Genomic DNA, 15,978 nt, shown 5'->3' with positions numbered 1-15,978 from the left:
GTGACCAAACGTCAATCGTTAAGGTGCGGCCGGCGGCGCGCGCGGCGGGGGGAGGCCGGCTTCACCCTGGTCGAGATGCTGGTCGTCATCACCATCATCGGGATGATCATGGCGCTGGTCGGCCCACGGGTGCTGAACTATCTCAGCGAGTCCAAGGCGAAGGCGGCGAAGATCCAGATCGAGAGCTTCTCCAGCGCGCTCGATCTCTATTATCTCGATCTCGGACGCTATCCGACTTCCAACGAGGGCCTCGCCGCACTGACCCGCAACACCAACCAGACCGGCTGGAACGGACCGTATCTGCGCGGCGGCGCGGTGCCGAACGATCCCTGGGGCCACATCTATGTCTATCGCTCGCCGGGCGCGAGCGCGCCCTACGAGATCATCTCGCTCGGATCGGACGGTCAGGAAGGCGGCAGTGGAACGGCGGCCGACATTGTCAGCGGAACGCGCTGAAGGTCTCCGTGAGGCGCGCGGCTTCGCGCTGATCGAGATCCTGTGCGTGCTCGCGATCATCGGCCTGCTCGCGGCGATCATCCTGCCGGCGATCCCGCGCTCGACGACGCGCGCCAGGCTGGAAAGCTATGCGGTCGAGATGGCGGCGCTGCTGAAGGCCGACCGCAACGCGGCGCTGCGCCGGCAAGTGCGGGTGACGACCCAGGTGGACGCGGAGGCGCGCGCGATCCGCTCCGGCGTCACCGGACGCACCATCCGCCTGCCTGGCGACGTGGTCGTGCAGGCGACGCTGGCCTCGCGCTGTGCCGATCGCGCGAGCGGGCGGTCGATCGACTTCTTTCCGTCGGGCATGTCGTGCGGCGGGACGATCGCGCTGGCGCGGCCCGGCATGGGCTATGAGGTGCGCGTCAACTGGCTGACCGGAGGCGTCGAGATTGTCCCGCAGAAGCTGCTCTGACGCCGCCGGCTTTACCCTGATCGAGGCGCTGGTCGCGCTCGCGATCATCGCGGTCGTGCTCGGGACGATCGGCTCGGTCATCGCCACGACGACCAAGGGGACGCGCACGATCGAGCAGCGCCTGGCGCTATCAGGCACGGCCGAGACCCTGCTTGCTGATCTGCCGGCGCGCGGGCTGCTCAAGCCCGGGCGGCAGAGCGGCCAGCTCGCCGGCAGCCGCTGGCGGGTCGACGTCGCGCCGATGAACGTGCCGGGCGGCGATCCCGCCACCGATCGCTTCGTGCCGTTGGCGGTCAATCTGCGCCTTCAGCGCGCCGACGGAGCTGCGATCCAGATCACGACGGTGAAGCTGGTGCCGAGGGCTTCGCAGTGACGGGCCGCACTATGACGCGCCTGCGCCATGCGCTTGCCGACGAGGCGGGCTTCACCCTGCTGGAGGTGTTGCTTGCGACGCTGCTGATGACCGTGATCCTGGCGGCGCTGGCGACGGTGACGGCGCAATGGCTGCCGAACTGGAATCGCGGCATTGCCCGCGTGCAGCGGGCCGAGCGGCTCGCGACCGGCCTCGATCGCATCGTCGCCGACCTGTCGGTCGCCGAGCAGATGACCGTCAATGGCGATGCCAAGGTGCCGCTGTTCGACGGCGCCGAATTGTCGGTGACGTTCCTGCGCACGGCGCTCGGCCCGAGCGCGCGCCCGGGTCTCGAATTCATCCGCCTGATCGAGAAGGCCGATGCGCAGGGACTCGCGCTGGTGCGCGAGCGCGCGCCGTTCCAGCCGATGCCGACCGACGGACAGATCCGCTTCGTCGACCAGGTCGTGCTGATCCGCGCGCCGTTTCGCCTCAGCTTCGCCTATGCCGGACCGGACGGACAGTGGCAGCCGACCTGGCGCGGCCAGACGCAGCTGCCGGACCGCATCCGCATCACCGTGCGCGACGGCGCCACCGGCCAGGTGCTGGCCGTGTCGGCCGCGGCGATCCCGCACATCACGGCGCCGGCCGAATGCGCGCGCGCCAAGAATCCGGCGACGTGCGTCACGGCGCGCACCCGGCCGCAACAGGCCGGCAAAGAGGAGCCGCAGCTGTGAGCGGTGCGAGGCCCGACCATGCGAGCCTTCGCGACGGCCGCGGCTTCATCGTCGTCGCCGTGCTGTGGATGCTGGCGGCGCTCGCCGCGCTCGCGCTGATCTACCTGACCTATGTCACCAACACCGCGGTCACCGTGGCCGTCAACGCCGACCGGTTGCAGGAGGATGCGCTGGTGAACGCCGGGCTCGAGCTCGCAGCGTACCGGCTGACGGCGCAGAACGAGGCGACGCGCCCGACCAGCGGCACCTTCAATGCGCGGGTCGGGGCCGGCCGCGTGGGTGTCACCTTCCGCTCGGAAGCCGCACGGATCGATCTCAACATGGCGCCGAAGCCGGTGCTCATCGGCCTGATGACGGCGCTCGGCGTCTCCGCGGCGGATGCGCCGCTCTACGCCGATCGCATCCTCGGCTGGCGCTCGTCGACGGAGCCGGGCCAGGACAATCCGGAAGATACCTACTATCGCACGCTCGGCGCACCCTATCTGCCGCGGCATGCGCCGTTTCCGCACAGTGACGAGCTTTGGCTGGTGCGCGGCATCCCGTCCGCGGTCGTGGAGCGTGTGCTGCCCTTCGTCACCGTGTTCAGCAATATGCGGACCGTCAACGTGGTGGACGCCGCGCCCCAGGTGGTGGCGGCGTTGCCCGGCATGACGCCGGAGAAGCTGCAGCAGGTGCTGCGCGACCGCGCCGACCCCAATATCGATCCGCGATCGCTGGTCACCGTCGCCGGCAACGCCAACGCGACGGCCGAAGGCTCGCGGGCCTACCGGGTGACGGTCGCCGTCGAGGCACCCTCGCATCGCCGCAGCTCGGCCGAAATCGTCATCCTGCTTCTCGAAAGCGGCGATGAGCCCTATCGTGTATTGTCGTGGCATAACGCCTTCGACGGCTCCGCTGGAAAGCCTCTGTGAGATGAGCTCGCTCAATTCCCTTCGCGGCATTCTCGATGCCTGGACCGGCACCGTGGCCGGCACGATCGTCGCCGCCCTGGAGCGGATGGTGGCGCCGCGCGTGGTGCGGCTGGTCGAAACCGAGGCCGGCGCGTTCACGCTCGAGGCTGCGAAGCAGGACAACGGCGGAAAGCAGATCGCGTTCGAGGACGGCAAGTTCGAGGGCGGCAATCTGGCGCAGATCTTCCGCGGCAGCCGCGTCGAGATCGTGCTGCGGCCGGCTCGCTTCCTGTTCCGTCCGCTGGAGCTGCCGGCCCGCGCGGCCGAGTTCATCGAGGGCATCGTGCGGGCGCAGATCGACCGGCTGACACCGTGGAGCGCGGCCGAGGCCGTGTTCGGCTGCAGCGCGCCGGTGGCGCATGGCAGCGAGAGCATCAGCACCGAGATCGCAGCGGCGCCGCGCCGGCTGGCGATGAGCTATGTCGATGCGGTGTCTTTGTTCCATCCGTCGGCGATCGCGATCGTGACCGAGGCGGGCGGGGGCGGGCGCATCAAGGTGTTCGAGCAGCGCTCCCGCGGCGCGATCGACCCGGCACGGCTCGGCCGGATCCTGCAAGCCGTGCTGGCCCTCGCCGCGGTCGCGGCCGTGGTCGGGTCGGTCGCGGCGGGATATCTCGCCGACAGCCTCAGTGCGCAGGAGAGCGAGCTCGAGCGGCAGATCACCCAGCGCCGTGCCGCGCTCCGGGGCAGCGACGGCGGCGAGCGATCGCCGCTCGCGCTGCTGGAGCGGCGCAAATACGAGACGCCGGCGAGCGTGATCGTGCTGGAATCGCTGAGCCGGATATTGCCTGACCACACCTATGTCACCGAGCTGCATCTTGCCGGCAACAAGATCCAGATCGGCGGCATCACCCGCGATGCGCCCTCGCTGATCCCGCTGATCGAGCAGTCCCAGCATTTCACCCGCGCGACCTTCTATGCCCCGACGACGCGGAGCTCCACCGATCCCGGCGAGCGCTTCCACATCGAGGCGCAGGTCGAGCCGAGGAACGCGCCATGAGCGACACCATGAGCCGCACCAAGCTTGGCGGCGGAAACGCGGTGACGCGGGCGCTGACCGGCTCGCCGCTGATCGCGGTCACGCTCTATCTCGTCATTGCCGGCGGGCTGTTGCTGATGGCGGGCCTGTCGATCGCGGATGTCATCGCGCACCGCCAGGCGCTGGCGCAGACCTCTGATCTGCTCGACCAGCTTCGTGGCCGCAAGGGCAGCGCCAAGAATGCCGCGGCGGTTTCGGCCGAGCATCCTGGTACGCCGTTCCTGGAGGGGCCGACCGTGACGGTCGCGGGCGCCAATCTGCTGCAGCGGGTCGCGGCCGCGGTCGGCAATGTCGGCGGCTCGGTGCAGTCCTCGCAGGTCGACGTTGCCGGCGCGCAAGCGAAGGACGGCTTCGTCGGCCTCGTCGTGAGCTGCGAGCTGGAGCAGCCCGCGCTGCAAAAGCTGCTTTACGATCTCGAAGCCGGCATGCCGTTTTTGTTCGTCGACCAGCTCGACGTCCAGGTGCCGCAGACCACCGCGCTGAGCGACGCCCCCACCGGCCGCGTCAGGGTGATCCTGGGCGTCTCCGGCCAGTGGCAGGCGGGGAAGTAGGGCAGCCGCGTCTCACCAGCTGTACTTGAACACGCCCTTGCCGGAATAGCTGGTGACGTTGCCGGAGAACTCGCCGTCGAAAGTGCCGGCGATCGAGAAGCCGCTCAGCCATTTCATCTCGGCGCTGGCGCTGACCAGCGCGGAGTCGGCGTCGACCCTGGCGCCGTTCACCACGAAGCTGGTGCCGGGCAGGGTCTGGAACAGCGCGGTGACGGCGCGGCTCGGATTGTAGTCGTGGGCCCAGGCGGCGCGGCCGCGCAAGGTCAGCACGCCGTTCTGCATCGCGTAGGATTTGTCGGTGCGCAGGCCGAGTTCGGAGCGGGTGTCGGTGAGGGATTGCGACGCGTAGTTCAGCGCGAACAGGCCGCCGCCATTGAGGCTGGTTTCGGAGTAGTTCGGCAGGTTGAAGTTGCTCACCTGCGCCGCCGCGTAAGGCGTGATACCGATCCAGGGCGTCGCGAACCGATAGCCGCCCTCGAAGCGGGCCGAGAAGGTGTCGGCCTTGAAGCGGCCCTGGAGCTGGTCGAAGCCGCCGGGCGCCACGGTGCGGTTGGTGGTGACGTCGTGCCAGCCATAGGCGAGCGCGGCCGAGATGTAGGCCGGGCCGAAATTGTGCCGGCCATAGACGCCGGCCTGGAACAGGTCGGCCGAACCCGAGCCCATCGCATTGGCGAGCGAGTAATTCAGACCGCCGCCGCCGAGCGCGAAGCCGACCAGCGTGTCCACCGAAAGCCGGTAGTCGGCGCCGGCCGCGCCGCCCCAGACCCGCGCGGTCAGGTCCTGCGAGCCGACCGCGGTGTTGCCGCCGACGTCGGCCGAGCCGCCATAGCCGGCCGCCCAGACGCTCCAGCGATTGGCCGGCTGCGAGGACAGCAGCGGCGCCTTGGTTGCCATCGCATAGGCCTCGCGCTCGCGCGCATTGGCCGGGCGCATGGTGGCATAGGCGGACGCGTCATCGCTCTCGGCGAATTGCGCGACGCTGCCCGCCTTGGCGAAGCCGCCGGAGCGGCCGATGATGGTCGGGTCGAGCATCAAATTGAGGAACTGGCCGTCAGCGTTGATCGCGGACTGGATGATGCCGGTGCCGAGCTCGCCCGAGGCGGCGGTCAGTCCGGCCGGCCCCAGTGATGCGAAGGCCGCAGGGATGCCGCCGGTCGTGTTGAAGAAATTCGTCAGCGTATTGGCGACGTTCTGCTGGTTGATGTTGAGGCCGCCGCTGGGCGTGAAGTTGACGTTGACGTTGAGGAAAACATTGTTGGTGTCGTAGCTCAGCGTCGCGTTCAGCGTCGACATGTTGGAGACGACGTTCGGATTGAACGTGGTGCCGGTGAGGCCGCTGGCCGCGGTCAGGATCGTGTACTGCTTCTTGACCGTGCCGGAGGTGAAGTTCGCGTTCACCGTCGCGTTGCCGAGATTGGCCGCGCCTGTGACGCTGGTGAGGCTGTTGCTGGTCGGGGAGACCTGCACCAGATAGGTCGAGGCGGCGGTGAAGGTCAGCGATCCGTTGATCGTCAGCGTGCCGAACGGGTTCGCCGCGCTGCCCGGCGCGAGCGTGCCGCCGTTGACCGCGACACCTGCAACGGTGCCGCTGCCGGCGAGCGTGCCGCCGGCGTTGACGGTGGTCGCGCTCAGGATCGAGCCGTCCACGACCAGCGTGCCGCCGTTCACGGTCGTGGCGCCGCTATAGGTGTTGGCGCCGGACAGCGTCTGCGTGCCGCCGGCCACGGTCAGGCCGCCGCCCGCACCGGCGTCGTCGATCACGCCCGAGAAATTGCCGATGCCGTTGGTGATCGTCAGCGTATTGGCGCCGAGATTGACGTTGCCCGAGCCTGCCAGCGACGCGATCGAGGTGCCGGTGCTCAGATTCTGGATGTCGAAGATGCCGTTGGCGACGACATTGCTCGAGCCCGCGATGCTGCCGTCGCTGCCGCCGAAATTGATGAGGTCGAGTTCGCCGCCGCTCACGATCGTCGTGGTGCCGGTATAGGTGTTGGTGCCGTAGAACTGCGCCACGGCCCCATTTGCGATCACAAGGTTGCCGCCGGTGCCACCGGCGATGCCGCCGTCCTGGATCGCGCCGCCGAAGGCCGTGCCGCTGCCAGCCGTGAGCGTCAGCGTCTTCGATCCGAGCGCGACGACGCCGAAGTTGCCGTACGAGAACAGCTGTGAAACCGATGCGCCGGACGTGGTCTGCGAAATATCGAGCGTTGCGCCTGCGCCCGCGAAGGCGACGTAGAGCGAATTCGCGATCGAGCCGCCGCCCTTGAGCGCCAGCGTGGCGAGGCCGTCGATCTGGGTCGCGTTGGTGTAGGTGTTCACACCGGACAGCGTCTGCGTTCCCGCGACGACCTCGAGCCCACCGGTGCCTTGGATTACGCCCGCGAATTCCGTCGAGCCGTTGGCGATCACGAGCCCGTTGCTGCCCATGTTGACGACACCGGAGGAACTGCCGGCGAGCGTCGTGAGGACGTTGAACGAGAAGGCAGATGCTGAGGCGTCCAACGTCGCATCGACCGTCACGACGCTGGAACTCGAGATGTCGCCGAAGCCCGTCAGCGCCAGCGTTCCGCCCGAGACCGTCATCGCGCCGGTATAGGTGTTGATGTTGGTCAGCGTCATCGTGCCGGTGCCGACCTTGGTCAGGCCGCCACCGGTGCCGGAGATCACGCCGTCGACCGTGGTCGAGGCGTTGTTGCTGCCGGTGATGAGCGTGTTGGCGCCGAGCACGTAGTTGCCTGCGCCTTCGATCGAACCCGCCGTCATGCTGCCGCTGGTCAGGCCGGAGATGTCGACCGTGCCGCCGGCGTTGGTGATCAAGCGGGCGTTGCCGCCGGTCGACGTTCCGGTGAAGCTGGTGGTGCCGCCGTTCTGGGTGGTGATGGTGGCGCTGCCGGCGGTGGCGGAATTGGTGAAGTTCAGCGTGCCGCTGTTGTCGATCGTCGCAGTGCCGGCTGTGGCCGTGCTGGTGAACGTGAGGAAGCCGGCGGCAGCGTTCGTGATGTTGGCGCTGGCGGCAGAACTCGTGTCGTTGAAGTTCATCACGATGTTGTTCGTGATCGTCGCGGTTCCGGCATTGCTGCTGCCGTTGAACTCGACGTCGCCGTTGTTGGTGATGTTGGATGTGCCAGCGGTCGAGGTGCCGTTGAAACTCATCGCGCCGCCGTTGACATTGTACGTCACGACATTGGTGCCGCCGCTGGCGCTGCTCAAATTCGAGAAGACCATGGTGGCGCTGACGTTGAACACCTGCGGGTTGGCCGAGTTGTTCGAGACGCCGGTGCCGTTCACGACGAAGATGTCGTTGATGTTGACGGTGTAGGCCTGCGCGCTGGGTGCCGCCGTGAACACCACGGCGCCGATATTGACGAGACCGTTGCTATCGACGGTGGTCGTGCCCGTGTTGGTGAAGGTGGCCGTGACGTCCGGCACCGTCGGATTCCAGTTTGCGCCGTCCGTCCAATCGCTGCTCGAGGCGCCGGTCCAGGTGCCGTCGACAGCGTGCGCGGCGACGACGCCGAGCGCCGTGGTCGCCAGCAGGGTCGCCAGGGAGTGGCGCACGACGGATCGCAGCCCATATCCGATCCGTCCAACAGCCATTCTCGATCCAGCCATTCCGGTCTTCTCAAATCAGCAAAGAAATCATCGTGTGTGCAACTGGGGCGCGTGGCGAGACGCTGCCCCGATTCCATGATCTCACGGCGTCGCGGCCAGCCGCAATGAACGGCCATTGATTTGCATAGAGTTCCCGCCCGTTTCCTTTGCAATTTCAGCCATCGTGGCCGTTGGGCAACAATTTCATGCGCCGCAACATGCCAGACGGCCGCAGCTCCGGCGGGCAGGCCAAAGGGTCGGCGGCGGGTTGATCGTGAGACCCATCAGAACTAGTTTGCTGCCTCGGGCTTGCCGCGCGCTGGCGCGGCCGCCGGTCGCAGGGGAGCTTCGATGTCCGGGTGGCTGAGATCGGCTGGATTGGCTGTGGTTTGCACGGTCCTCGGCATCACCGGAAGCCTGGCGGCCACCTCGTCGCGCATGGACATCCTGTCTGACGATGCCGCCGGCAGTCCTGCCGAGAGCGTCGATGTCGGTGCGGTCAGGCCGATTGTCCGGCCCGCGCCGGCCGCGAACAAGCCCACGCCTCGCGGCAATCCGCTGTGGTCGGTGCCGCTGTCGGCGCTGACCGGGACCCAGGAGCGCCCGATCTTCTCGGCGACGCGGCGGCCGCCGCCGCGCGCGGTTGCAGCCGCTCCGGTCGAAGAGGCCCCGGCGCCGCCGCCGCCGAAGCCGATCGAGGGGCCGCCGCCGCTGACGCTGGTCGGGGCCGTGGTGGGCGAGGGTGACGCAATCGCGATCCTCGTCAACCGCTCCAACCAGAAGATTGTTCGTCTGCGGCAAGGCGAATCGCTGGACGGCTGGTCGCTGGATCAGGTCCAGCCGCGCGAGGTGACATTCAAGCAGGGCGATCGCAGCGAGGTGCTGGGACTCCAGCGGCCGGCGGAGGCCGCGTCCGCTCCCCCAAGCGCGCCCGGGTTGGCGATTCTGAATGGCGGCGGCCAGCCGATAACGCCGACCCCGGGGGGCCCGTCGTTTGCGCCCTTCGTGCCGCGGTCCACGCCCAAGAACGGCCTGCCGGACGGGCTCTGAGCGCTGCCGGGAAGGATGCGGTTTGACCGACACGCAGACTGACGCGCCCGGCAAGGCCGAGGTGCCGGGCGGCGCCGGCCGAGCCGGCCGGCTCGTTCGCGGCTGGTCGGCGAACCTGGTCCAGATGGTGCTGGGACTGACCCAGCAATTGCTGCTGATTCCCGCGTTCCTGCACGTCTGGAGCGGCGATGTGCTTGCGGCGTGGCTTGCGATCTACGCCGCCGGAAGCCTCGTCATCGTGGCGGATGCCGGATTGCAGCTTCGCGCCGTCAACCGGTTTCTCGCCTTCAAGTCCTGTGTCGATTGTGACGGCCGCACGGCGAGCGTCTACCACGGCATGCTGCGGATCTATCTTGCCATCGTCGCCGGGCTCGGCGTCCTGCTCTGTGCGGCCGGCTATCTCGCGCCGCCGTCGGCCGTGTTCGGTTTTCGTGGGATGCCCACATTCGACGCGGCGATGCTGGTGATGACGCTGGGAACGCTGCTGAGCCTCCCCGCCAACCTCGGCTCCGGCCTCTATCGCGTCCGCGGCCAGTACAGCCGGGCCGTGTGGCTGCAAAACGCCGCACTGCTGCTCGGCCAGATCGTGCAGCTCGCCGCGCTCGCCATGTTCGGAAGCCTGCTCGCGGTGGCGATCGCCTTCGTATCGACGCAGCTCCTCTTCACGATCTTCATCGTCGGCTTCGATGCACCGCGCCGTTTTCCGTTCCTGCGCCGTGCCGCGAGGCCGCCGTTCGTGGCGCCATCCTGGCGCTGGAGCATCGGCCAGCTCGGCCGCGCGCTGCCCTTCGCGATCGCCAACATCACCGAGCTCGCACTCGTCAACGTTCCGGTCCTGCTCGTCTCCGCGCTCATCGCCGATCGCGTCGCGGTCGTGCAATGGGGGCTGACGCGCGTGATCGCGAGCCTGGTGCGCGGGCTCTGTCTCCAGATCGCGTTGCCGCTCGGTGCCGAGCTCGGGCACGATCACGCCATCGGCGACACTGAGCGGCTCCGCCGATTTTATGCCTATGGATCGGCGTTCGTCACCGGGCTGGCTTGCCTGGTCGTCGCGGGCTTTTTGCCGTTCTGGCCCGATTTCTTCGCATTGTGGACCCATGGCAGCATCCCCTATGACGGGCCGCTTGCGGTGACGCTGCTGCTCGGCTCGGCCGCAGGCGCGCCGTCGCTGATGGCGCTGGTCTTTGCCAATCACAGCGATCGCGGCACGCTTCTGATCCGGACCAAGGGGCTCCAGTTCGTCGTCTTCCTGCTGCTGTCCTTCGTCCTGATCCCGAGGCTCGGACCGCTCGGCGCGGCGATTGCGGTGGTGGCGAGCGACATCGTCGTTCAGTTCGGGCTGCTCGCGCTGGTCATCATATGGCAAACCCTGCGCCACCCGCTCAGGCACATCGCGTTCCTGATGCTCATCGCCGTGGGGATCGTGGCACCCGTCTGGCTGATCGGATCGGCCATCACCATGCTCGTACCGGGGAGCGGGCTCGTGCATTTCCTGCTGGAATGCGCGATCTGGGTGGTGGTGGTCGGTGGGCTCGCAAGCCCGCTGTTGAACGCAGCGCTACGCGAGCGCCTGCGGGCGTTGGTCCCGGCGTAGCCGACGATCTCAGCGTGCCGTCAGCGCCAGCCGGTGCTTCAGCCGTTCGAGGTGGCGGGCGAATTGCTGGTGGCCGACCTTGGTCTCCTCGGCAAACTGCGCGAGCCGCTGATGGCCAGCCATGCTCAGTCGCTCGCGCGTGCCGTCGGTGCGGAGGGTGACTATGGCGTCTGCGAGTGAGCGCGGGTCGTCATAGTCGAACAGGAGCGCGGCGTCGCCGGCCTGGGCCTTGAAGGCTTCGGGATAGATCACGGGCGTGCCGACCGCCCAGGCTTCCAGCGGGGGCAGGTTGGTCGGGCCGAAATAGCTCGGCATCACCAGCGCGGCGGCGCCGCGATAGAGCGCACCGAGCTCGGCGGATTCGACGAAGCCGACGATGGAGATCTGGTCCGACAGGCCATAGGTGCGGATCGCCGCATCGATCTTGTCGCGGCCGCCGCGATCCGAGCCGCACAGCACCAGCCGTTCGGTGATCCCCCGCTCGCGCAGGCCTGCCAGCGCTGCGAGCAGCGTCATGTGGTTCTTGTGCGGCCAGAACTGCGCCGGATAGAACAGATAGCCGGGCTCGAGCCGGTACTTTGCCAAGACCGCCGCATCGTCGACCGAGGCGGGCGCGGACTGGCTGACATAGGCGGAGGGCGAGAACGGGATGCAGACCGCGCGATCCCGCTCCATGGCGTAGCGGCGGGAGAGATCCTCGATCAGCTCGGGCGCATTCACGATCACAACCGCCGCCTTGGTGCTCGCAAGGCCGAACAGGATCTCGCGGCGCTCGAATTCGCCGAAGGTGCGGACCTCCGGAAATTCCGGTGCATCGCGATGGCAGCCGTCGAAGATCGTGATGATGAAGGGCAGCTCGTAGAGCAGCAGGTGCCGCTTCGAGGTCGAGGTGAAATGCACGACGTCGATGCCGTCGCGGATCAGCGCGCGCTCGAACGGCGATTTCCACTTCAGCGCGATCTGGACCAGATCGAACGGTCCGCAATATTTCAGGAACAGGAAGAGATAGTCGAGCACGCCGAACTTGAGCAGGCGGGCGGTGACGCCGAACTCCTTCAGGATCTCCAGCGTCTTCGGATAGGGCGAGTACACCACGATCTCGTTGCCGGACTTGGCGGCCCAGTCGCGCAGCCAGAGCAAATCGTTGAGCGGCTGCTGGAAGCCGCCGCCGACCTCCAGCGCCTGCTCCAGCATCACGGCGAGCCGCAGCGGTCTCACGGCGCGCCACTCTTTCTGGCGACCGTGTAGGCTGCCCAGCTTTTCGTGTTTGGAGCGTCCTGCGTCAGCCATGCGGCATGCGTGGCGGGCCCAAAGCCGGCCGCCTCGAGCGCTGCGTCGATCTCGAACGGAAACCAGTAGCGCATGTGGTGCGCTTCATCGACACGCCGGATGGTGGCGCGGTTCGTGTCCTCGCAGAACAGCGTGTAGTTCACGGTGACGGTCGCGGCCTGCTCGTCGTGGTCGGATTGCGCGATGCGGGTAAGGCGGAGCGGCGTCTGCTCGATCACCTTGACTCGTGTCTCGACGCCCTGCGCCAGCACGGCGCCGCCATACCAATAGTCGAAGAAGAACACGCCGCCCGGTTTCAGCGCGGCGTGCGCGGTGCGGAACATCGCCGCCAGCGCATCGCGGCTGGTCTGGTAGCTCGCGACGTGGAACAGCGACACCACCGCATCGAAATCGCGCTCGGGACCGGCCTCGCGGGCATCGCCCTGCCGGAACGGAATCGACAGCCCGGCCTGTTCGGCGCGGGCCTCGGCACTCGCGATCATCTCATGGCTGAGATCGATGCCGGCAACGGTCCAGCCATGGCGGGCGAAGACGAGTGCGTGCAGGCCGGTGCCGCAGCCGAGATCGAGCAGCCTGCCCGAGGAGGCGCCGTGGTCACGCAGGCGCGCTTCGACGAATGCCGTCTCCGCCGCGTAATCCTTGTCCTGGTAGAGGAGATCGTACCAGGGCGCGTAGTCGGCAAACACCGTCACGCCAAAATCTCCTCCAGCGCCTGCGCCGCGCGAGCGATCTCGCCATCGGTCAGAGCAAGGCCGCTCGGCAGGTAAAAACCGCGGCGCGCGATGTATTCTGCGTTCGGATGGGATTCGTCGAGCATCAGGCCCATCCGGCGCAGCACCGGCTGCTCGTGCATGCACCAGAAGAACGGCCGCGTGCCGATGCCCTTCTCGCCGAGGCGGCGCATCGCCTCCTTGGCGTCGAACGGGACGTCGTCGTTCAGCACGATGCCGTAGACCCAGTAGATGTTGTCCGCATAGCCGGTCCGGGCGACCGGGCAGCGGATGCGGTCGACGCCCGCCAGATGCTCGTCATAGAGCCGGCCGATCCGGCGCTTGAGCTCGACCGTGCGCGACAGGCGCTCGACCTGGGCGACGCCGAGCGCCGCCTGGAGGTTGGTCATGCGCGCGTTCCAGCCGAACTCCTCGTGAACGAAGCGCTGCTGCGGCTGGAAGCAGAGATTGCGATAGCCCTGCAGGCGATCGGCGAGAGCGTCGTCGTCGGTGAGGATCATGCCGCCTTCGCCGGTGGTGACATGCTTGTTGGGGTAGAAGCTGAAGGTCGAGACGTCGCCGAAGCTGCCGCAGGGCGCGCCGCGATAGGTCTGACCGTGCATCTCGGCGGCATCCTCGATCACCTTCAGATCGTGCTTGCGCGCAAGCGCCATGATCGGTTCGAGATCGACCGGCAGGCCGTAGATGTGCACCAGCATGATCGCGCGCGTACGCGGCGTGATCGCAGCCTCCACGCCTTCGGCCGTCATGTTCCAGGTCGCGGCATCGCAGTCGACCCCGACGGGGACGAGGCCGGCGCGCACGATTGCGGCAGCGCAGCTGATGATGGTGAAGGTCGGGATGATGACCTCGGAGCCTTCCGCGAGCCCCAGCGCGTGGACGGCGATGTCGAGCGCAACCGAGCCGTTGGTCACGGCGACGCCGTGGCGCCGCCCCGCGGCCGCGGCCATCGCCTGCTCGAAGCGCTTGATGAACGGACCTTCCGAGGAAATCCATCCGGTGCGGATGCATTCGGCGAGATAGTCGGCCTCGTTGCCGTCAAGCAGCGGCGTGTTGACGGGAATGAACGGCGCGCTCACAGGCCTGGACCCTTGATCCGGATTTCGGATGCGGGCGCTTCGGCAAAGCGGGTCTTGTCGTTCTCGCCGGAATACGGGCCCTGCTTGATCTCGAACATCTCGAGCGGTTCGAGCACGTGGAAGCCGTGGGCGCCGCTGCACAGCAGGATGATGTCGCCGGCACCGAGGACGCGGCTCTCCAGATATTTTTCTTCGACGGTGTAGAAGTCGACCTGGAGCTTGCCCTTCTGAATCAGCAGCACTTCCTGGGTGTAGTGCACTTCCCGCGTCACTTTGTTGTGGCGATGCGGCTCGATGCTCTTGCCCTTCGGATGGCTCATATAGGCGAGCTGCTGTGACAGTTCGGGCGACGAAAAAAAGTGGATACCCGGCTCGCGGAACGAGGCGCGCACGATGATCGCATAGAGCTGGTCGCCGAATCGAACATGTTCGACGTGTTCCATCACGGGCCTCGACAAAAAGCGCTGTAATTATAGTGACATAACGTCACACAAGGGCACTTTGGCCATTTTGCCCCACACCGTCAAGGGCGGGCCGGCCGCTCCTACGCGCGGCCGGCGAGCTGCAAGATCGTGCTGACACGTTGGCGGAACGTGTGGGTCGAATGCGTACGTGCCTGCCCGGCTGCAGCGATCGCCATGCGCGCCGGCTCATCGTTGAGATAGCGATCGATCAGCGCGATGCAGTCGTCGGCCGAACGCCAGGCAGCGACCTCGCGGCCGGGCTCGAACAGCGTGTGAAGATTGTCCTTGAAGTCCGTGAGCAGGAAGGCGCCGACACCAGTTGCCTCGAACAGGCGCGCATTGCCGGCTTCGGGGCCGGCCATGTCGATATGCGAGTTGAGCGTCACGCGCGAGGCTCGCAGCGCCTGATACATTTCCACGCCCCACACCTCGCCCTGGTAGCAGCGGTGAAGCGGCGACGAGGCGGGCAGTGTGTGCAGGCCGCTGCCGAACAGCTTCAGATCGTAGCGCCGCGCGACAGCTTCCAGCTGCGCCACGCGTTGCTGGTGATCGGCCGATACGGCGCCCACGAACGAGACGTCGATGTTGCGCGCTGGTGCGGGCGGAAGAACGTCGAGGATCGCGGGCTCGAACCCGAGATGGACGACCTCCGAGCGAGCGCCTTGCTGACGAAAGAAATCCACCACCGCGGCGATTTGTGAGACCAGCAGATCGTAGACTGACCAGTCTTCGCCGCGCGAGGGCACGATTCCGACCTGGCCGACCATGGTGGGACGGCAGATCTGCTTGATCCGCCGCACCAGGCGTGTGTCGACGTGGAACAGATCCTGGTTGAGAATCAGGTCCGGCTTGAAGTCCTCGATCTGCGCCAGCAGGATCTGTTCCGACTGCGCATCGAGGCGCGGGCTCAGGCCGATCTTGCGGGCGAGGGGTCTCAACACCGGCTTGAATGGCGCGACGGCGCGTTGCAGCCATCCCGGGATAGCATCGCTCACGGCGGCGCCCGGCGGCGGTGATGGGGTCACGCTCATGCCGTGTTCGCGCGCCCATGCCGTCTGCATCCAGCCGTTGTTGACGTGGATATTGGCGGCGGCGTGCCCGAGGGCTTCGAAATTGCGCGAATAGAAATCGGCCACGCCGAACAGACTGGCGCTGCGCGCGGCCATCTGCGCGTCGTAGTCCGAATTCTCGAGGCCCGGATGGCGTCGGTACAGCCAGGCGAGAAATCGCTGATAATCCGCGTTGAGGATGAGAACGCGCATCAGTGGGTGCTTGAGGCGCGCGTTCGGTGGTGGTCGGACATGTCCAAGGCCGAAATTGATCCTCTTGCGGTCGACATGAGTACTCACCAAGGTCGTGAAATCGAGCTGATATCCCGCCTGTTCCGGCCTGGCAACAATGATTGTAGCGGTCTTTCAGTTCGAGCTGGAGGCGCCGTATTCCATTTCGAAAGTCTATCAAGGCACTCGAGGCTCTCTTGCTGGAGAGCATGTCCGCGGCGCGACTCTCTCCGGGCATACCGAGTTCGATGCGCTTCTCGATTGCTTCAAACATCGAGAGCCGTCTTGGCAGGGAGCGGCGCATTCAGATATGACCACGGCCTGGGTAATCGATCGGCGCGCACTGGCTTTCGGGTC

Annotated in this window: 15 protein-coding genes; 9 read left to right on the top strand and 6 right to left on the bottom strand. The window is 67.0% G+C overall.

Annotated features, from left to right (window positions below):
- From gspG to gspM, 7 genes are read left to right on the top strand one after another with little or no spacing between them, the layout of a single operon-like run.
- Positions 1–456, top strand: coding sequence for a type II secretion system major pseudopilin GspG (gspG, locus tag RAD16_RS11060; RefSeq protein ID WP_458157900.1), 456 nt, complete (start codon positions 1–3; stop codon positions 454–456).
- The gene (locus RAD16_RS11055; protein WP_458157899.1) at positions 419–913 is read left to right on the top strand and encodes a pilus assembly FimT family protein; all 495 of its coding nucleotides are present in this window, start codon (positions 419–421) and stop codon (positions 911–913) included. Before gspG ends, RAD16_RS11055 begins: the two co-directional genes overlap by 38 nt.
- Complete coding sequence (locus RAD16_RS11050) at positions 891–1,286, top strand: type IV pilus modification PilV family protein (protein ID WP_458157898.1); 396 nt, start codon at positions 891–893, stop codon at positions 1,284–1,286. The genes RAD16_RS11055 and RAD16_RS11050 overlap by 23 nt, the downstream gene beginning before the upstream one ends.
- A complete protein-coding gene (locus RAD16_RS11045) occupies positions 1,283–2,002 on the top strand; it encodes a hypothetical protein (RefSeq protein WP_458157897.1) in 720 nt (239 codons plus the stop codon). The genes RAD16_RS11050 and RAD16_RS11045 overlap by 4 nt, the downstream gene beginning before the upstream one ends.
- Complete coding sequence (locus RAD16_RS11040) at positions 1,999–2,913, top strand: general secretion pathway protein GspK (protein WP_458157896.1); 915 nt, start codon at positions 1,999–2,001, stop codon at positions 2,911–2,913. The genes RAD16_RS11045 and RAD16_RS11040 overlap by 4 nt, the downstream gene beginning before the upstream one ends.
- Before the next feature lies 1 nt (position 2,914).
- A complete protein-coding gene (locus RAD16_RS11035) occupies positions 2,915–3,952 on the top strand; it encodes a PilN domain-containing protein (protein WP_458157895.1) in 1,038 nt (345 codons plus the stop codon).
- Positions 3,949–4,542 carry a type II secretion system protein GspM gene (gene gspM / locus RAD16_RS11030; protein WP_458157894.1) on the top strand — a complete coding sequence of 198 codons (594 nt, stop codon included), beginning with the start codon at positions 3,949–3,951 and terminating at the stop codon, positions 4,540–4,542. The genes RAD16_RS11035 and gspM overlap by 4 nt, the downstream gene beginning before the upstream one ends.
- A 12-nt stretch (positions 4,543–4,554) precedes the next feature.
- Here gspM and RAD16_RS11025 read toward each other — a convergent pair whose 3' ends face one another.
- Positions 4,555–8,154: an autotransporter domain-containing protein gene (locus tag RAD16_RS11025; protein ID WP_458157893.1), complete on the bottom strand. Its 3,600-nt coding sequence runs from the start codon at positions 8,152–8,154 to the stop codon at positions 4,555–4,557.
- 363 nt (positions 8,155–8,517) lie between these two features.
- Between RAD16_RS11025 and RAD16_RS11020 the strand changes: the two genes are divergently transcribed.
- The gene (locus RAD16_RS11020; protein ID WP_458157892.1) at positions 8,518–9,183 is read left to right on the top strand and encodes a hypothetical protein; all 666 of its coding nucleotides are present in this window, start codon (positions 8,518–8,520) and stop codon (positions 9,181–9,183) included.
- A gap of 22 nt (positions 9,184–9,205) precedes the next feature.
- Positions 9,206–10,777 carry a lipopolysaccharide biosynthesis protein gene (locus RAD16_RS11015; protein WP_458157891.1) on the top strand — a complete coding sequence of 524 codons (1,572 nt, stop codon included), beginning with the start codon at positions 9,206–9,208 and terminating at the stop codon, positions 10,775–10,777.
- 9 nt (positions 10,778–10,786) lie between these two features.
- Here RAD16_RS11015 and RAD16_RS11010 read toward each other — a convergent pair whose 3' ends face one another.
- The 5 genes from RAD16_RS11010 to RAD16_RS10990 all read right to left on the bottom strand — a co-directional run bounded on the left by RAD16_RS11010 (position 10,787) and on the right by RAD16_RS10990 (position 15,603).
- Positions 10,787–11,995, bottom strand: a complete 1,209-nt coding sequence (locus RAD16_RS11010) for a glycosyltransferase family 4 protein (RefSeq protein WP_458157890.1) — start codon at positions 11,993–11,995, stop codon at positions 10,787–10,789.
- Positions 11,992–12,759 (bottom strand): class I SAM-dependent DNA methyltransferase, encoded by a 768-nt coding sequence (locus RAD16_RS11005; RefSeq protein WP_458157889.1) that lies wholly within the window; start codon positions 12,757–12,759, stop codon positions 11,992–11,994. Before RAD16_RS11005 ends, RAD16_RS11010 begins: the two co-directional genes overlap by 4 nt.
- Positions 12,756–13,877: a DegT/DnrJ/EryC1/StrS family aminotransferase gene (locus RAD16_RS11000; RefSeq protein WP_458157888.1), complete on the bottom strand. Its 1,122-nt coding sequence runs from the start codon at positions 13,875–13,877 to the stop codon at positions 12,756–12,758. Before RAD16_RS11000 ends, RAD16_RS11005 begins: the two co-directional genes overlap by 4 nt.
- On the bottom strand, positions 13,874–14,320 hold the full coding sequence (locus tag RAD16_RS10995) for a hypothetical protein (RefSeq protein WP_458157887.1): 447 nt from the start codon (positions 14,318–14,320) through the stop codon (positions 13,874–13,876). Before RAD16_RS10995 ends, RAD16_RS11000 begins: the two co-directional genes overlap by 4 nt.
- 101 nt (positions 14,321–14,421) lie before the next feature.
- Positions 14,422–15,603: a CgeB family protein gene (locus RAD16_RS10990; RefSeq protein WP_458157886.1), complete on the bottom strand. Its 1,182-nt coding sequence runs from the start codon at positions 15,601–15,603 to the stop codon at positions 14,422–14,424.
- Positions 15,604–15,978 lie beyond the last annotated feature (375 nt).

It is taken from the genome of Bradyrhizobium sp. 18BD, assembly GCF_054185225.1.
Note: the sequence above shows the minus strand (reverse complement) of the source record. Positions and strands in the feature narration are given on the sequence as shown.